Below are 18,608 nucleotides of genomic sequence, written 5' to 3' on the forward strand. Positions count from 1 at the left end.
TCGCGCTGGGCACGCAGGGCAATTTCCTCGGCGCCTTTCCTGTCCTCGATGCGCAGTTCGTTGTATCCACCACCGCCGGGGCTGCTCTGGCTACGGAAAATGCTGCGAGTGTGCTCGGCGGGCAAATCCAGTGGCACCGGGGTTGAGGCGTTTGGCAGACAGTTGAGGATAAAAGGTTTGTCAGGATCGCCCTCGCTGAAGCCCACCAGCACTTCCATGCCGACTCGCGGGATCAACACGCCGCCATAGCTGTCATGGGCCCAGCCGGTGGCGACGCGCAGCCAGCCACTCGATTGTTCGTTGTGCTGACCGTCACGGTCCCAGAGCAGTTGAACCTTTACTCGGCCGTACTCGTCGCAGTAGATCTCTTCACCGGGCGGGCCGGTGACGACCGCATGTTGGTTGCCCGTCATCTTGGGTTTGGGGTGTTCAAGGGCCGGTCGGAATATCACGTCCCAAGGTGTGGCGACGAAGTGGTTACGGTAGCCCTGACTGAAACCATCCTGCGGACTACTGTCGGTGATTGACTCCTCAAGCACTTGGGGTTGCAGGCCAACATGTTCGACTTCAGTCAGAAGCCACAGGCCATTGCGGTCAGCGCGTGGGTGTTCGGTCATCTCGACAAAATGGCCGCTGCGCAGGGCGCACTGATCGCTACGCCCTTCGGCTTGCTGGTAATCGGCACGGTGGCGTTCCAGCGCCAGATTGGCCAGATGTTTACCGCGCTCACGATGGGTGAACTGACCTGGGAATCCATAATCCTCAAGGTGCGGCAGCAGCGGGTTTTTAGTCTCGCTGTCGAGTTGCAGGCGCGGTTTCTCGAAGTCGTAATCACGACGGCTGACGTGGGTCGGGCGGGTTTCCAGTCGCAGCTTGAAACGGTCGATCACCGGCGCTCCGGCGACCATGCCACTGCCTGGCCTGTACGCGGTTGACTGGGAGGGTTTCGAGAAGCTGGTTTGATCGTCGCCGAACACCAGCACATGCCCATCGGCGCTGTGCTCAAAATGAAAGTGCAGGCCTTCTTCCTCACACAACCTTTGCAGGAAATGCAGTCCGGTTTCGTACTGCACGCAATACAGCCGTGGCCGGTACTCGGCGCTGAGTTGGAAGCGCCAGGCATCGGGCTGCATCCCTTGGCCGTTCAGCACGCTGGCGATGATCTGCGGCACGCTCAGGTGCTGGAAAATACGCTGATTGTGGCAGTGGGTGAGGTAGGCGAGTTGGGGCACCAGGGTCATCTGATAGCGGGTCAGGCGTTTGCCTGAATCGCCTTGGGCGGCTCCAAAGATCTGCCCGTGAATGCCGGCGCCGTCAGGACCGAAGCGCAGAAAAGCCGAGCGATGCAGCAGAGAATCGAGGTCCAGGTCGGGGCGTTCGCTGACCAATTCGAGTTTGACTTCGTAGGGCTGGTTAAGCGCTTCCTTGGCGCGGAATTTGAGTACCTGAAGGTCGTGGGAAAAACCGTCAATGTCGAGTTTGAAAGCGACCTGCTTGGCATCGCTGAGCATCCACATGTCCCTGTGTCTATTTGTAAGCACGGGACTTTGCGTGGATCTACCAATCGGCGCAGTCAGACGAATCGATATTTAGCGTAGGACGCTTCCGTTAAGCCGAATGGTTGTCGAATATCGTTTTCAAATAGCCGAGCAGCGTTTCATAGAGTGCGTCGACCTCGGCGACCTGCCCCCGAGCCCGCAGACAGCCGTGAACCAACCCGTCCCCGTAATAAAGCGTCGCTGCCACACCTGCTGCGTTCAGTCGCTCGGCGTAGAGCACACCGTCATCGCGCAGCGGGTCGAATTGAGCCACGGCGATCAAGGTCGGCGGCAAACCACTGAAATCCTCGGCGAGCAACGGCATCGCATAGGCACCTGGCTGTCGGGTGCCGCGCAAGTACAAGGCGTGATAACACTCCAGATCGCTGCTGCTGAGCAAGGGAGCATCGATGCATTCACTGCGCGATGGCAATCGCTGATCACCACCCAGCCCCGGATAAATCAGGACCTGCGCAGCCGGCAATGGCTCGCCCGCATCGCGCAACGCCAGACACAACGCCGCCGCCAGGTTGCCACCGGCGCTGTCCCCGGCCACCAGCGTTCGCTCGGGATCGAGCAGCAATGGCCCGGCCCGTAGCGCGCGCCAGACCCCCAGACAATCCTCGAACGCCGCCGGAAACGGATGTTCCGGCGCCAACCGATAATCGACGGCGATCACCAGCACGCCGAGCGTCGACGCCAGTTCGGCGCAGATGAAGTCGTGGGAATCCAGGTCGCCCACCACCCACCCGCCGCCGTGCAGATACACGATGCACGGACAACCGCTGGTCGGTGGTGAAACCGGCGGTTGATACGACCGCACCGGCACGCCTGCCAATTCAAAGTCGACCACATAAAGCCCGGCAGGACGCGGCGGGGTAAACGCCCGGCACATCCGGCTGTAGGCCTGACGCAAACCGGTGAGGTTGCTGTCGGTGCTGTTGAAGCTGACGGTTTTCTCGACGAACGCCGTCATCTGTTCGGATAAAGGATAGGCCGCCATCAAGGTTTCAAACTGGCCTGAACGGTTGCCACGCCTTCCTTGCCATCGAAACTGCTGACACCCGCCAGCCAGCGCTGCAAATCTTCCGGATGGTCGCGCAGCCATTGTTTGGCAACTTCCTGAGGTGTCTTGCGCTCCATGATCGGCACCATCAACTGGCTTTCCTGGGCGGCGGTGAAGGTCAGGTTTTCCAGCAGGCGGTTTACGTTCGGACAGCGCTGGGCGTAGTCCGGGGCGGTCACCGTGGAAACGGTTGCGGCGCCCTCGTTCGGGCCGTAAACGTCTTCGCTGCCGGTCAGGTAGGCGATCTTCATGTTGATGTTCATCGGGTGCGGAGTCCAACCGACGAACACCACGAATTCCTTGCGATTCACCGCCCGTTGTACGGCGGCAAGCATGCCGGCCTCACCGGACTCGATCAGCTTGAAGTCCTTCAGGCCAAAGCGATTGGTCTCGATCATGGTTTTGATGGTGGTGTTGGCGCCACTGCCCGGCTCGATGCCGTAGATCTTGCCGCCGAGCTGATCCTTGAATTTGGCGATGTCGGCGAAGGTTTTCAGGCCCGCTTCGGCGACGTACTCAGGTACGGCGAGCGTTGCCTGAGCGTCGGCCAGGCTCGGCTTGTCCATGATTTTCACCTGATTGGCGGCCACGAACGGTGCGATGTTTTTGTCCATCGCCGGTTTCCAGTAACCAAGGTAGATGTCCAGACGCTTGTCGCGGATGCCGGCGAAGATGATTTGCTGCACGGCGCTGGTTTGCTTGCTTTCGTAGCCGAGGCCGTTGAGCAGCACATCGGCCATGCCGCTGGTGGCAATCACGTCGGTCCAGTTGACCACGCCCATGCGCACGGCCTTGCAGGAAACGTCGTCAGCGGCCAGGACACTGGTGCTCAGAAGAGCGGTGCCGCAGAGGATTGAGAGACAGCGGGTGAACAGTCTTTTCATTGGGGAGGTTCTCGTGCGGCAGCGGATTATTATGGGCCCGGTGTCTAGTGCACCGTGCCCAGAACATTACGCAGCGTCGAGAGGTTAAAAGCGAACTGTAGCGACCGTGTTTTGCACGGTGGCGACTGTCCTGATCGATCGTTCCCACGCTCCGCGTGGGAACGATCAGTTACCGGTAGTGTTTCTCGCCCCAAGCCAACAGTCCTTGCAGCAATTCCTTGAGCACCACCTGGGTCGGTGCCGCCAGATCCGGGCGATAACGGAACGGCTCGAACTCTTCCATATAGGTGCACTGCCCCAACTCCAGTTGCACCGCATGGATGTTCTCGGCCGGATTGCCGTAATGCCGGGTAATGTGGCCGCCCTTGAAGCGACCGTTCAGCACATGGCTGTAATCGCCGTGGCGTGCGCAGATGGCTTCTAGCTGACCGGCCAACTGTGGATCGCAACTGGCGCCGTTGAAGGTGCCAAGATTGAAGTCCGGCAGTTTGCCGTCGAACAGGTGCGGGATCACCGAGCGGATCGAGTGCGCATCGAACAGCAGTGCGTAGCCAAACTCGGCTTTCAGTCGCGCCAGCTCGTTTTGCAAGGTGCTGTGATACGGCGTCCAGACCTGCTCCAGGTAAGTCGCTCGTTCCGCCGCTGACGGCTCCATGCCCTCACGGAACAACGGAATGCCGTCGAACAGCGTCGCCGGGTACAGGCCGGTGGTGGCGCCGACATACAAAGGCTTGTCGTCAGACGGTCGGTTCAGGTCGATGACAAACCGCGAGTACTCGGCAGCCAACGTGCTGGCGCCCAGGTCGGCAGCAAATTCGTACAACTGCGGGATATGCCAGTCAGTGTCCGGCAGGCTTTTCGCGTCGGGGATCAACCCCGCTTCAACCGCCGGGGTCAGTTGCAGGCCCGCGTGGGGCATGCTGATCAGCAACGGCACGCGGCCTTGTTTGAAGTTCAGAACCTTATCCACAACTGCTCTCCTAAACGCTTGTTTCGACGCCGTGACGCACGACGCGTTTTTCCAGGTCACCGCCCAGCCAGTACGACAGGTCGGCCGGACGATCGATTTGCCAGGCGACGAAATCCGCGACCTTGCCGACTTCCAGCGAGCCGTGAGTCTCGGCCATGCCCAACGCGGTGGCAGCATGAATCGTTGCACCGGCCAGCGCTTCTTCCGGGGTCATGCGCAAACAGGTGCACGCCATGTTCAGCATCAAGCGCAACGACAACGCTGGTGAGGTGCCAGGATTGAGGTCGCTGGCGATGGCGATTTTCACCCCGTGTTTGCGCAAGGCGTCCATCGGCGGCAACTGGGTCTCGCGCAGAAAGTAGAAGGCGCCGGGCAGCAACACCGCGACGGTGCCGGACTTGGCCATGGCGATGGCGTCGTCTTCGGTCATGAATTCCAGGTGATCGGCCGACAGTGCGTGGTAACGCGCCGCCAGACTCGAACCGTGCAACGACGACAACTGCTCGGCGTGCAGCTTCACCGGCAAGCCGAGTTGTTGTGCAGTGACGAATACGCGCTCGACCTGCGCCGGCGAGAACGCCAGGTATTCGCAGAACGCATCCACCGCATCCACCAGACCTTCGGCGGCCAGGGCGGGAAGCATCTCGGCGCAGATGTGGTCGATGTAGTCGTCGGCGCGATCCGCGTATTCCGGCGGCAAGGCGTGGGCGGCAAGGCACGTGCTGCGCACGCTGACCGGCAGTTCGGCGCCGAGACGGCGAATCACCCGCAGGATCTTGCGTTCGTTGGCCAGGTCCAGGCCGTAGCCGGATTTCATCTCGACCGTGGTCACGCCGTCGCGCATCAGGCTTTTCAGGCGTTTGGCGGCGCTGGCGAACAGTTCGTCTTCAGTGGCCGCGCGGGTGGCGCGTACGGTGCTGGCAATGCCACCACCGGCCGCTGCGATTTCGGCATAGCTGACGCCTTGCAGGCGCTGTTCGAATTCATCGCTGCGGTTACCGCCGAACACCGTGTGGGTGTGGCAGTCGATCAGGCCCGGTGTAACCCAAGCCCCTTTTAAATCATTGACGGCCGGGTATTCGCCCGCCGGCAGTTCAGCGCGTGGGCCGATCCACTCAATGTGCGCACCGGACGTCACGATGGCCGCATCCTCGATGATCGAGTAGACGCCTTGCGCCATGGTTGCGACGTGGCAGTGTTGCCAGAGAGTTTTCATCCTTGGCCTCCGTTAGGTTATCGATGAGAAAAAGAAGGTTCCTGCTCCACCGGCACTGCCTTCCCTGCCGCCGGTTTCACCCACGTCAGGTAGGCCAGCACCAGCAACACAATCCAGACCACGCCGACGATCAGAGCTGCCTGGGTGTCCGGGAAATAGCCCAGCACGCCGAAGATGAACAGCATGAAGGCAATCGCCGCCATCGGCGCATAGGGCCAGAACGGCACCGGGAATTTCAACTGTGCGACCTGTTCGCTACTCATGGAACGACGCATGGCCACTTGGGTGAACAGAATCATCAACCAGACCCACACCGTGGCAAAGGTCGCGACGGAGGCGATTAACAGAAAGACGTTTTCCGGAATCAGGTAGTTCAACAACACGCCCAGCAGCAGCGCACCGCTCATCACCACCACCGTCAGCCACGGCACGCCATTGCGCGACAACCGGGCAAAGCCTTTAGGTGCATGCCCTTGCTGAGCCAGGCCATACATCATGCGACCCGCGCCGAAGATGTCACTGTTGATGGCCGACACCGCCGCCGAAATCACCACGATATTAAGAATAGTTGCCGCCGAACTGATCCCCAGATTGTCGAAAATCTGCACAAACGGGCTGCCCTGGCTGCCGATCTGCTGCCATGGAAAGATCGACATCAGCACGAACATGGTCAGCACGTAGAACAGCAAAATACGCAGCGGTACGGCATTGATCGCCCGGGGCAGCACGTGCTGCGGGTCTTTGGCTTCACCGGCCGTCACGCCGATGATTTCAATGCCGCCGAACGCAAACATCACCACCGCGAACGAAGCAATCAGGCCGCCCACGCCATTGGGCATGAAGCCGCCATGGCTCCAGAGATTGCTGATGTCGGTCGCCTGGGCGCCGGGCGCAGTGCTGATGCCGAACAGCATGATGCCGAAGCCACCCAGGATCATCGCGACGATGGCCGCGACCTTGAGCAGCGACAGCCAGAACTCCATTTCACCGAAGACTTTGACGTTGCACAGGTTCAAGCCGCCGACCACCGAAACGATGCCTAGCACCCAGATCCAACGGGCGACTTCCGGAAACCAGAATCCCATATAAATGCCGAACGCGGTGACGTCGGCCATACCGACGATGACCATTTCAAACGCGTAGGTCCAACCGAGGATGAAGCCCGCCATCGGCCCAAGATAGGTGCTGGCGTACTGGCCGAACGAGCCGGCCACCGGGTTGTGCACCGCCATCTCACCGAGGGCGCGCATGACCACGAACACCGCCGCGCCACCGATCAGGTAAGCCAGCAGTACCGCGGGGCCGGCCATTTGAATGGCCGAGGCAGAACCGTAAAACAGCCCGGTGCCGATCGCCGACCCCAGTGCCATGAAGCGAATATGTCGGGCAGAGAGCCCGCGTTTGAGTCCTTTTGATTGCTGTTGCATTGCTCGTCCTTAATTATTTTTATTGGCGACATGATCGTTCCCACGCTCCGCGTGGGAATGCCTCTGGGGACGCTCCGCGTCCAGTGACGCGGAGCGTCACGGGCTGCATTCCCACGCAGAGCGTGGGAACGATCATCAGAGAAGGAGCCGTTACAGGCTAGGCAGCAACTTCGCCGGTACCAGCGCGTTCAGGCAGCGGGTCGCCAACAACTCGCTCGCTGCGTTGATGTCCGGTGCAAAGAAACGATCCTTCTCATAGAACGGCACTTGCGCACGCAGAATCGCCCGGGCTTCTTCCAGTTTCGAAGAAGTTTTCAACCCTTCACGCAGATCCAGACCCTGGACCGCCGCCAACCATTCCACCGCGAGAACACCGCGAGTGTTTTCGGCCATTTCCCACAGCCGCTTACCGGCAGCCGGGGCCATGGACACGTGGTCTTCCTGGTTCGCCGACGTCGGCAGGCTGTCCACCGAATGCGGATGGGACAGTGCCTTGTTCTCGCTGGCCAGTGCCGCCGCGGTCACTTGGGCGATCATGAAGCCGGAGTTCACGCCGCCATTGGCCACCAGGAACGGCGGCAGTTGCGACATGTGCTTGTCCATCATCAGCGAGATACGACGCTCGCTCAGGGAGCCGATTTCAGCGATGGCCAGGGCCATGTTGTCAGCGGCCATGGCCACCGGTTCGGCGTGAAAGTTACCGCCGGAGATCACGTCGCCTTCAGCGGCGAAGACCAGCGGGTTGTCCGAAACGGCGTTGGCTTCAATGGCGAGCACTTCAGCGGCTTGACGGAACTGGGTCAGGCAGGCGCCCATGACTTGCGGCTGGCAGCGCAGGGAGTACGGGTCCTGAACCTTTTCGCAGTTCTGGTGCGAGTCGGACACTTCGCTGCGCTCACCCAGCAAATCGCGGTAAGCGGCAGCGGCGTCGATTTGGCCTTTCTGACCGCGAGCGGCATGGATCCGTGCGTCGAACGGCGAGCGCGAGCCCAACACGGCTTCGACGGTCAGGGCGCCAAGCGCCACAGCGCCAGCGAACAGGTCTTCACCTTCGAACAGACCACGCAGCGCGTAAGCGGTGGAAACCTGGGTGCCGTTGAGCAGCGCCAGACCTTCTTTCGCCGCCAGGGTCAGCGGGGTCAGACCGGCGACTTTCAGCGCTTCAGTCGCTTCCATCCATTCGCCTTTGTAGCGAGCTTTGCCTTCACCCAGCAACACCAACGACATGTGGGCCAAAGGCGCCAGGTCGCCGGATGCACCGACCGAACCTTTCAATGGAATATGCGGGTAAACCTCGGCATTGATCAGGGCGATCAGGGCGTCGATGACCTTACGACGAATGCCGGAGAAACCACGGCTCAGGCTGTTGACCTTGAGCACCATGACCAGTCGAACCAGCGCGTCGCTGATCGGCTCACCGACACCGGCGGCGTGGGACAGCACCAGCGAGCGCTGCAGGTTCTCCAGGTCTTCGCTGGCGATACGGGTCGAAGCCAGCAGGCCGAAACCGGTGTTGATGCCATAAGCGGTGCGGTTCTCGGCGAGGATCTGTTCCACGCAGGCAACGCTGGCTTCGATCTGGGCTGAGGCGCTGTTGTCGAGGGTGATTTTGACCGGCTGCTGATAGATATCACGCAGTTGGGCAAGGCTCAGTTGGCCGGGAATCAAATTAAGCACAGTCACTTTTATTCTCCTTTTGAGAGTTTTCTTCTTTTGTTAAGAAGAGTACTAACCAGACGCTCCGGAGATGTCCGTTGTCCGTCGCTTCCCGTCTTTTGGCGGGCTGCGCCTTGGCACGCTGGTGTTTTGTGGAAATCAGTTCAGGTTAGGTAAAGCGTTGTGCAGCAAAATCGGGTCTTTCAACACACCGGCAGCGGCGGCGATGTCCGGTGCCAGCCAGCGGTCCTGGTCGTAGGCCGGGACCCGCTCGCGCAACAGACGCCAGGCCGTATCGGTGCCGGCGCCGAAACGTTGTTCCTTGAGAAATTCAAACGCCTGGGCCGCCAGCAGGTACTCAATCGCGAGGATCTGCGTGCAGTTTTCCAGGGCGCGATGCAGCTTCAGCGCGGCGTTGGTGCCCATGCTCAAGTGGTCTTCCTGCAGGCCCGAGGTGACGTAGTTGTCGAGCACTGCCGGTTGCGCCAACTGACGGTTTTCCGCGCACAGCGAAGCGGCGACGTATTGGACGATCATCATTCCGGAATTGACCCCCGGGTTAGCCACGAGGAATGCCGGCAAACCGCTGACATGCGGGTTGATCAAGCGGTCCAGGCGACGCTCGGCGATGGAGCCGATTTCCGCCATGGCAATCGCCAGCAAATCTGCGGCCAATGCCACTGACTGGCCGTGCGGGTTGGCCTGGGACATGATGCGGAAATTGTCCGGCGTACCCAGCAGCAACGGATTATCGGTGCAGCCGTTGAGTTCGGTTTCGATCTGTTGAGTCGCGTGCGCCAGTTGATCTCGTGCAGCACCGTGGACTTGCGGAATAGAACGGATGCTCAGCGCATCCTGCGTGCGGATGCCTATGCTCGAAGCAATCACTTCACTGCCATCCAGCAACGCCCGCAGATTGGTGCCAACCTGCTGCATGCCCGGATGCGGCTTGAGCGCGATGATCTCGGCGTCGAACGCGGCAATCTGGCCACGCTGGGCCTCGAAGCTCATCGCGCCGATCACGTCAGCCCATTGCAGCAGGCGCGTGGCATCAGCAATCGCCAGACAGCTCAGGCCGGTCATGCACGGCGTGCCGTTGACCAGGCACAAGCCGTCCTTGGCACCGAGCTGAACCGGTTGCAAACCTTCTTCGGCCAGAGCTTGTTGCGCAGAAACGATCTGCCCGCGATAGCTGACATTGCCGACGCCCAGCAACGCGATGCCGATGTGCGCCATGTGGGTCAGGTAACCGACCGAACCCTGGGACGGCACTTGCGCAGTAATACCGCGATTGAGCAACGCCAGCAACGCTTCGACCACCCGGCGGTGAATCCCGGACTTGCCCTGGCTGTAATTGAGAATGGCGGCGCAGAGGATCGCGCGAGTCTGCTCGTCGGCCAATGGTGCGCCAACGCCACAGGCGTGGCTGAGCAAGGTGTTGCGCGAGAGTTGGCTGAGTTGCTCGTCTTTCAACGAGACATTGCACAAGGCACCAAGGCCGGTGTTGACGCCATAGGCGCGCTCGCCGCTGGCGACGATACGCTGGACGATGGCCTGGGCATTCTCGATCCGCGCCCAGGCCTGTGGCGACAGCTCAAGCTGTGCGCCATGGCGGGCTACGGCGACCACATCCTGCCAACGCAGGTGGTCGCCTGCGATAACGATTTTTTCAGCCTGGGACATCTGGAGCCTCATACCAATTCTGTTTTGATCGTTCCCACGCTCTGCGTGGGAATGCCGCCTGGGACGCTCTGCGTCCCGTTGTCAGCGCAAGGTCCAAGCCCTGCGAATGTGACGCGGAGCGTCACGGGATGCATTCCCACGCAGAGCGTGGGAACGATCATCACCTCAAACCACCGCAGCCCGCCGCTGAACGAACCGATCCACATACTCATCCGCCGGCGAATGCAGGATCTCTCGCGGCGTACCCACCTGAATCAGGCGCCCGTCCTTGAGAATCGCAATCCGGTTACCAATCCGCACCGCCTCATCAAGGTCGTGGGTGATGAAGACGATGGTCTTGTGCAGGGTCTTCTGCAGTTCCAGCAACTGGTCCTGCATCTCTGCGCGAATCAGCGGGTCGAGCGCACTGAAGGCTTCGTCCATCAGGATGATGTCGGTGTCCGCCGCCAGTGCGCGAGCCAGGCCCACACGCTGGCGCATGCCGCCGGAAAGCTGATGCGGGTATTTGTTTTCGTAGCCTTTCAGGCCTACGGTGTTGATCCAGTGCAAGGCTCGCTCGGCGCACATTTGCTTGGTCTCGCCACGCACTTTCAGGCCGTAGGCGACGTTATCCACCACGGTCTTGTGCGGCAGCAGGCCAAAGCTCTGGAACACCATGCTGATCTTGTGCCGACGAAATTCGCGCAGGGCTTCCATGTCGTATTGCAGGATGTCCACGCCATCCACCAGGATCGCGCCGCTGGTCGGGTCGATCAGGCGATTGAAGTGGCGCACCAGAGTGGACTTGCCGGAGCCCGACAGGCCCATGATCACGAAGATCTCGCCAGTAGCGATGCTCAGGGACAAGTCGTTCACGCCGACCACGCAGCCGGTTTCGGCCAGCACCTGATCCTTGGTTTTGCCCTGGCCAATCATGGCCAGCGCTTCCTTGGAACGGTTGCCGAAAATCTTGAAGACGTTTTTGACTTCGATTTTGCTGATGGCTTCGTTGTTCATTTGCTCACCTCATGCCGTGGCCGACCGTACGCCTGAGTAATGCGGTCGATGACCACTGCCAGAATCACGATCGCCAGACCGGCCTCAAGACCACGTCCGACGTTGAGGGTCTGAATCCCCACCAACACGTCTTCACCCAAGCCACGGGCACCGATCATCGAGGCAATCACGACCATCGACAGGGCCATCATGGTCGTCTGGTTGATCCCGGCCATGATGCTCGGCAGGGCCAGCGGAAGTTGCACGCCAAACAGTTGCTGCCAACGGTTGGCACCGAAGGCATTGATCGCTTCCATCACTTCACCGTCGACCTGGCGAATGCCCAGATCAGTCAGGCGAATCAGCGGTGGCGCGGCGTAGATCACGGTGGCGAAAATCGCCGGAACCTTGCCCAGACCGAACAGCATCAGCACCGGGATCAGGTACACGAAACTCGGCATGGTCTGCATGATGTCCAGCAACGGCATCAATACCGAACGCAGGCGATTGCTGCGCGCCGAGAGAATGCCCAGCGGAATACCGATCAGCACCGAAATGACCGTCGCCACCATCATCAGCGCCAGGGTCTGCATCAGCTTGTCCCAGAGGCCGACCGCACCGACCAGAAACAACAGACCGACGATAACCGCAGTGGTCACCACTTTACGGGTCGCGTGCCAGGCAACGCCCGCCACGATCGCCAGCATCAGCCACCAGGGCGCCGCACGCAGCAGGCCTTCAAGATTGACGATGGCCCACAAGAGGGTGTCGGAGATGCTGCGGAACACGTCGCCGTAGTTGGTGACCAGCGAATCGACCCAACCGTTGACCCAGTCGGCGATGGAAAAGGTAAAGCTTTCGGGAAACATAAGAGACTCTCAATCAAGGGGTTGCGATCAAGCGTCCGACTGCCGCTCAGGGCAGTCGGAGAGGCTCAACCTACAAGGCCGCGTCGATCTTTTTGGCTGCGTCTTCGCTCACCCATGCATGCCAGACTTCAGGATGTTCCTTGAGGAAGATTTTCGCCAGTTTTGGTGACTCGATCCGCTCTTTGGCCATACGCCCGAGATTCTGGTTGAGCAGGTCGATTGGCAGGTTGACCTTTTCCAGCACAGCCACCAGTTCCGGGGCTTGCTCGTGGAAGGTCTTGGACAGGCCGACCTTGATGGTCACGCGCTTGTCCACGCCTGGTTTCTCTTCGAGTTTAACCAGGTCCACCTGGCCCATCAGCGGGGTTGGCGACCAGTAGTAGAACAGGATCGGCTCGCCACGTTTGTAGCTCGACAACACGGCGGCATCCAGCGCCGGGCCGGTGCCTGGGCGGAAGTTGGTGTAGGTGCTTTCCAGGCCGTAGCTTTTGAGCATTTCGCTGTTGTCCAGTTCACAGGTCCAGCCGGCCGGGCAGTTGTAGAAACGGCCCTTGGATGGCTCTTCCTGATCCTTGAACACGGCGGCGTACTTGGCCAGGTCGGCGATGTTTTTCAGGTCCGGCGCCTTGGGTTCCAGCTTGCGCTTGGCGTCGCCTTCGATCACGTAGCGCGGCACGTACCAGCCTTCGATCGCGCCAACGACCGGAGCGCCGACACCGACCACCTTGCCGGCCTTCTCGGCCTTGTTCCAGACCTCGCTGCGTCCGACCCACTCTTCGGCGAACACTTGAATGTCGTTGCTGCTCAGGGCGTTTTCCATGGTGATGGAGTTGCCTGGCAGGCTGTCGACCTTGCAGTCGTAACCTTTCTCCAGCACGACCTGCATCACGTCGGTCAACAGCATGCCGCTTTCCCAGTTCAGGCCGGCGAATTTCACCGGTTTGCCCGACTCGCACCAACCAGCCGCCTGAGTAGCGCCGGCACTGGCCAGCAGGCCCATGGAAAGCAATGTGGTCAGCAGGGTCTTGTTCGATTTCATTATGTGACGCTCCTAATCATGAATTGGCTTACGGCAGTCAAGAGGCATCCAGCCCTGTCCACGTCCAATCAGGCCTGCGCCGCAGCGCGACCGGCCCCGCTTGTTTTAGGTTGTACGACGCTGTCCTGCTCGACCGGCAGAATCAGTTGATCGGGTACGGTGCCATGCCATTTTTTTGCGCACACGTAATACAGGGCTGCGGGAAGCACCAGACCGATGATCCAGGAAATATCCACACCACCCAGGGCGTCTACCAGCGGACCGGTATAGAACTTGGTGGAGATGAACGGCAGTTGCACCAGTACACCGAAGACATAGACGCTGATACCGAGGGGGTTCCAACGGCCGTAGCGACCGTTCGGATCGGCCAACGCCGGCACGTCATAGCGCTCGCGGGTGATGCAGTAGTAGTCCACCAGGTTGATCGCGCTCCATGGCGTAAAGAACGCCAGCAAGAACAGGATGAACGACTTGAACGCACCGAGGAACGAGTGCTGACCGAGCAGCGCGATCAGGGTCGCAGTACCGACGATGACCAGCACGAAAACCAGACGCTGCAAGCGCGTGACCTGCAGGTGACCACGGAAACCGCTGATGATGGTCGCGATGCACATGAAGCTGCCGTAGGAATTCAGCGTGGAGATGGTGACCTTGCCGAACGCGATGCTGAAGTACAGCAGCGCAGCGGTGGCACCGGTACCGCCCAAACCAACGATGTAGGCTACTTCGTGGCCGGCGAATTGCCCATTGGCCGTGGCGGCGGCAAACACGCCGAGGATCATCGCCACCTGTGCGCCAATGACCGAACCCGCGCCAGCGGCGAAAAACGTTTTCACCGAGGAAATCTTACTTGGCAGGTAGCGTGAATAGTCAGCCACGTAAGGGCCGAAGGCGATCTGCCAGGACGCCGCGAGCGACACCGAGAGCAGGAAACTGCTCCAGCTGAAGTGGCGGATTTGCAGCAGTGCGCCAATGTCAGTCTGGCTCATCAGACGACTGAACAGGTAAACAAAGGCAATCACACCAATAACGCTGGCGACACGGCCAATGAAATGGATCACCCGATAACCGAGCACCGTGACCAGCACGATGACACTGGCGAAGATGAGAATACCGACGCTGTCGCTGACGCCAAGCAACTGGCCCAGCGCCTGACCGGAAAGCACGGTTCCCGTTGCGGTGAAGCCGAGGTACATCAAACAGACCAGCACGATCGGGATGGCCGCGCCATAAACCCCGAACTGTACCCGGCTGGAGATCATCTGCGGCAGGCCAAGCTTGGGCCCTTGCGCGGCATGCAGCGCCATGACACCGCCGCCGAGCAATTGACCGATCAGCAAACCGATCAACGACCAGAACACATCGCCACCGAGTACCACCGCCAATGCACCGGTGACAATCGCAGTGATTTGCAGGTTGGCACCCAACCACAGGGTGAATTGGCTTAACAGACGACCGTGTCTTTCCGCTTCCGGGATGTAGTCGATCGAACGTTTCTCGATCAACGGTTCACTGCCTGCACGATCGCTATTAACAGCCATGATTCAACCTCTGTGGATTGTTATTAAGGTTTACTCGACCTCTGTAGCAGCTGCCGCAGGCTGCGTCGGGTTGCGAAGCGACCCCGGCATTCCAAAGTGGAACGAAGGTCCTTCGGCCCTTAACGCAGGCTCCGCCAGCTGCTACATAGCTTACTTACCGGTAATCATCGGCAGGTTCAGCCCCTGTTCCTTGGCGCAGTCGATCGCGATCTGGTAACCCGCATCGGCGTGACGCATGACACCGGTGGCCGGATCGTTGTGCAGTACGCGAGCGATACGCTCGGCCGCTTCGTCAGTACCGTCGCAGACAATCACCATGCCCGAGTGCTGGGAGAAGCCCATGCCGACGCCGCCGCCGTGGTGCAGGGAAACCCAGGTCGCGCCGCTCGCGGTGTTGAGCAGCGCGTTGAGCAGTGGCCAGTCGGACACGGCATCGGAACCGTCCTGCATGGATTCGGTTTCGCGGTTTGGGCTGGCGACAGAACCGGAGTCCAGGTGGTCGCGACCGATCACGATTGGCGCGGACAATTCACCGCTGCGCACCATTTCGTTGAACGCCAGACCGAGCTTGGCGCGCAGGCCCAGGCCAACCCAGCAGATACGTGCCGGCAGACCCTGGAAGCTGATGCGCTCGCGTGCCATGTCCAGCCAATTGTGCAGGTGGGCGTCGTCCGGGATCAGCTCTTTTACTTTGGCGTCGGTTTTGTAGATGTCCTGCGGATCGCCCGACAGTGCAGCCCAACGGAATGGACCGATGCCGCGGCAGAACAGCGGACGGATGTAAGCCGGTACGAAGCCTGGGAAGTCGAATGCGTTTTCCACGCCTTCTTCTTGGGCCATCTGACGGATGTTGTTGCCGTAGTCGAAGGTCGGAATACCCATTTTCTGGAAGTCGAGCATCGCTTTAACGTGCACGGCCATCGATTGCTTGGCGGCTTTGACCACGGCAGCTGGCTCGGTCTTGGCGCGAGCGCGGTATTCGTCCCAGGTCCAGCCGGCTGGCAGGTAACCGTTGAGCGGGTCGTGGGCGCTGGTCTGGTCGGTGACCATGTCCGGGCGCACGCCGCGCTTGACCAGTTCCGGCAGGATTTCTGCCGCGTTACCCAGCAGCGCGATGGAAATCGCCTTGCCTTCTTTGGTGTATTTTTCGATGCGGGCCAGCGCGTCGTCGAGGTCGGTGGCTTGCTCATCGACATAACGGCTGTTCAAACGGAAATCGATACTGACCTGCTGGCATTCGATGTTCAGCGAGCAAGCGCCGGCCAGGGTCGCGGCCAGAGGCTGAGCGCCGCCCATGCCACCGAGGCCTGCGGTCAGGACCCAACGACCTTTCAGGTCATCGTTGTAGTGCTGGCGACCGGCTTCGACGAAGGTTTCGTAGGTGCCTTGAACGATGCCCTGGCTGCCGATGTAGATCCAGCTGCCGGCGGTCATCTGGCCGTACATGGCCAGGCCTTTGGCGTCGAGTTCGTTGAAGTGTTCCCAACTCGCCCAGTGTGGCACCAGGTTGGAGTTGGCAATCAGTACGCGCGGGGCGTTACTGTGAGTCTTGAACACGCCGACCGGCTTGCCAGATTGCACCAGCAGGGTCTCGTCGTCGTTCAGGTTGGTCAGGCTTTCGACGATCTTGTCGTAGCATTCCCAGTTACGCGCCGCACGACCGATACCACCGTAAACCACCAGTTCTTTAGGGTTCTCGGCGACTTCCGGGTCGAGGTTGTTCATCAGCATGCGCAACGGCGCTTCGGTCAGCCAGCTCTTGGCGGTCAGCTTGTTACCGCGGGCAGCGCGGATTTCGACATTGCGGTATTTAGTAGGTTTCTGGGTATTGTCAGTCACGAAAAAGACTCCTCAGCGATCAATCCAAACCAACCCTGGCGGTGGGCAGCCAGCTTGTGCGCATCGTTGCGCCACAAGCGAATCAGTTGACGCTGCGAGGAGTCTCGATTGACTCATACGCATACGTCTTTACTTGTACATACAAGCATATGCAATCAAGCGGCCAACTTGTTGGATGGCTGTTCAAGAAAAGTTTTGAAAGGGCTGGAAAGCGCATGGATCAAGGGTTTTGGCAAAGATGAAATTTTTCGGGGGGATTTTGCGAGAGGGATTACAGCTGTTACTTGAGCGGGGGTTTGCGCCACGCTGGGGCGTTCGGTAACAAGTTGGTGCGCATTTGGGAACGGATTTGCTCGGTGAAAAAGCTTCGCGGGCAAGCCTCGCTCCTACAGGTTTTGCGTCGATCACCAATAGTTGGATCGACATCAATCCTGTAGGAGCGAGGCTTGCCCGCGAAAGGGATTTTGAATCAGCGTGTGATCAGCTCAATCACACAGCACGAGCCGTTAATGGAGACTTCCAAAAGCCCGGTATTACCGTCAAGTTGCAGGCAATCATGGCGGCCCAGTTGCGAGGCACTGTTACCGACCTGCACTTCAAGCTCGTCGGTGATACTGAACACGAGCACAGTGCCCGCCGAGCTGAAAAAACGCTGCTCGCCGTCCAGCCACTGCAACCGCGCGCGGTAACGCTGCGGCGCATAGATCAGGTTGAAATCGCGAATCGGCCCACCGAGTAATGTGCAGGTAACGTGGCTCTCGCCGCTGAAGGCGAACGGATCAAGCGATAACAGCGCCCGCGTCACCTGACCGTCGACCGACAAGGTCATGCCGTCGCCTTGCAACACCGTGATGATCCGCTCATAACCGGCGAACGTGGAAAACCCGCCCGATTCGCCGATATCGGCAATCGACAGACGCCAGCCGAAACCGTCAAGGCCAGTGCCTGCATCACGGGTGATCTCTTCAGTGCTGCCGCCGCCGTTTTTCCACGGCATGCGCGGATAATCTTTTGCGCGTAGAACCTTTACTTGACTCATTTATGGCTCTCTATTTATGAAACCGTCCTTCCAGACGATGACGGGAACCGGGGTGGATCAAACGGGCGGCGGTCACCGGCTGACGGCCGGACCAGGTGCGGCGACGAATCAGCAGGCACGGCTCGCCCTTTTCAATCTGCAGCAACTTGCATTCGCTGGCCTCGGCCAGGATCGCCTCGACCACATGCTCGCCTTCGGTCAGCGGCGCGACCTGGTTCAGATAGGCGTATGGCGTTTGCAGGGTGAAGTCCTGCTTGAGGTAGTCCGGCGCCACCAGTGCGTTGACGAAACGGTCTTCGATTTGCACCGGGATATCGTTTTCGAAATGCACAATCAGCGAGTGAAAGACTTTCTGGCCTTCACGCATGTCCAGCGCCAAGGCGCGCTCGGAACCGGCGGCCTCTTCCTCGAGGGTGATGACCTTGCAGGTATGACGATGGCCACGGGAGGCGATTTCGTCGGCGATGTTGTGCACTTCAAACAGCGCGGACTGACTTTTCGGCTCGGCGACAAAAGTCCCGACACCTTGCATGCGCACCAACAGACCGTCGGCGGTCATCTCGCGCAGGGCGCGGTTGATGGTCATGCGGCTGAAACCCAGTTGGTTGACCAGCTCGCTTTCCGACGGAACGCGGTAGTGCGGCGGCCAGTTTCCACTGTCGATTTGCTGGGTGATCATCTGTTTGACGCGGGCGTACAAGGGCGCCGGACTGTCGCCCATGTGTGCGGCCAACGGAGAGACTGCAGGCGGAGTCGGCACGGTTAATCCTTGTTCGTTGAAGAGAAGTTGCTAGCTTGCCGGAGTTTACCGAGCAGGCAAACGTCTGTATATGTATATACAAATAACACACGATGGGGTGCTGAAC

At 60.0% G+C, this 18,608-nt stretch carries 15 protein-coding genes; all 15 read right to left on the bottom strand.

The window, feature by feature from the left end; translation table 11 throughout:
- The coding region (gene tssI / locus QK293_RS10940) for a type VI secretion system tip protein TssI/VgrG (RefSeq protein WP_282377298.1) at positions 1–1,511 on the bottom strand (1,511 nt) is incomplete at its 3' end.
- Positions 1,512–1,608: 97 nt separating this feature from the next.
- Entirely contained in the window at positions 1,609–2,541 is a 933-nt protein-coding gene (locus tag QK293_RS10945) for an alpha/beta hydrolase (protein WP_282377299.1), read from the bottom strand.
- Entirely contained in the window at positions 2,541–3,488 is a 948-nt protein-coding gene (locus QK293_RS10950; RefSeq protein ID WP_282377300.1) for a choline ABC transporter substrate-binding protein, read from the bottom strand. The genes QK293_RS10945 and QK293_RS10950 overlap by 1 nt, the downstream gene beginning before the upstream one ends.
- Positions 3,489–3,657: 169 nt before the next feature.
- A complete protein-coding gene (gene hutG / locus QK293_RS10955; RefSeq protein WP_282377301.1) occupies positions 3,658–4,458 on the bottom strand; it encodes an N-formylglutamate deformylase in 801 nt (266 codons plus the stop codon).
- A 10-nt stretch (positions 4,459–4,468) separates the two neighbouring features.
- A complete protein-coding gene (gene hutI, locus QK293_RS10960) occupies positions 4,469–5,674 on the bottom strand; it encodes an imidazolonepropionase (protein WP_282377303.1) in 1,206 nt (401 codons plus the stop codon).
- Between the two features lie 17 nt (positions 5,675–5,691).
- Positions 5,692–7,101, bottom strand: coding sequence for an amino acid permease (locus QK293_RS10965; RefSeq protein WP_282377304.1), 1,410 nt, complete (start codon positions 7,099–7,101; stop codon positions 5,692–5,694).
- A gap of 150 nt (positions 7,102–7,251) precedes the next feature.
- Complete coding sequence (hutH, locus tag QK293_RS10970) at positions 7,252–8,784, bottom strand: histidine ammonia-lyase (protein ID WP_282377305.1); 1,533 nt, start codon at positions 8,782–8,784, stop codon at positions 7,252–7,254.
- A 132-nt stretch (positions 8,785–8,916) separates the two neighbouring features.
- On the bottom strand, positions 8,917–10,440 hold the full coding sequence (gene hutH / locus QK293_RS10975) for a histidine ammonia-lyase (RefSeq protein ID WP_282377306.1): 1,524 nt from the start codon (positions 10,438–10,440) through the stop codon (positions 8,917–8,919).
- 165 nt (positions 10,441–10,605) lie between these two features.
- Positions 10,606–11,436 (bottom strand): glycine betaine/L-proline ABC transporter ATP-binding protein, encoded by an 831-nt coding sequence (locus QK293_RS10980; RefSeq protein ID WP_282377307.1) that lies wholly within the window; start codon positions 11,434–11,436, stop codon positions 10,606–10,608.
- A complete protein-coding gene (locus QK293_RS10985; protein WP_053153259.1) occupies positions 11,433–12,284 on the bottom strand; it encodes a proline/glycine betaine ABC transporter permease in 852 nt (283 codons plus the stop codon). Before QK293_RS10985 ends, QK293_RS10980 begins: the two co-directional genes overlap by 4 nt.
- Before the next feature lie 70 nt (positions 12,285–12,354).
- Positions 12,355–13,323, bottom strand: a complete 969-nt coding sequence (locus QK293_RS10990) for an ABC transporter substrate-binding protein (protein WP_282377308.1) — start codon at positions 13,321–13,323, stop codon at positions 12,355–12,357.
- A 68-nt stretch (positions 13,324–13,391) separates the two neighbouring features.
- Positions 13,392–14,864 carry a cytosine permease gene (locus QK293_RS10995; protein WP_282377309.1) on the bottom strand — a complete coding sequence of 491 codons (1,473 nt, stop codon included), beginning with the start codon at positions 14,862–14,864 and terminating at the stop codon, positions 13,392–13,394.
- A gap of 150 nt (positions 14,865–15,014) precedes the next feature.
- Positions 15,015–16,703 (bottom strand): urocanate hydratase, encoded by a 1,689-nt coding sequence (hutU, locus tag QK293_RS11000; RefSeq protein ID WP_131061240.1) that lies wholly within the window; start codon positions 16,701–16,703, stop codon positions 15,015–15,017.
- Between the two features lie 469 nt (positions 16,704–17,172).
- Entirely contained in the window at positions 17,173–17,742 is a 570-nt protein-coding gene (locus QK293_RS11005; RefSeq protein ID WP_282377310.1) for a HutD family protein, read from the bottom strand.
- 10 nt (positions 17,743–17,752) lie between these two features.
- Positions 17,753–18,463, bottom strand: a complete 711-nt coding sequence (gene hutC / locus QK293_RS11010; protein WP_177326944.1) for a histidine utilization repressor — start codon at positions 18,461–18,463, stop codon at positions 17,753–17,755.
- Between the last annotated feature and the right edge of the window lie 145 nt (positions 18,464–18,608).

It is taken from the genome of Pseudomonas sp. AL03, assembly GCF_029960815.1.
GTDB lineage: Bacteria > Pseudomonadota > Gammaproteobacteria > Pseudomonadales > Pseudomonadaceae > Aquipseudomonas.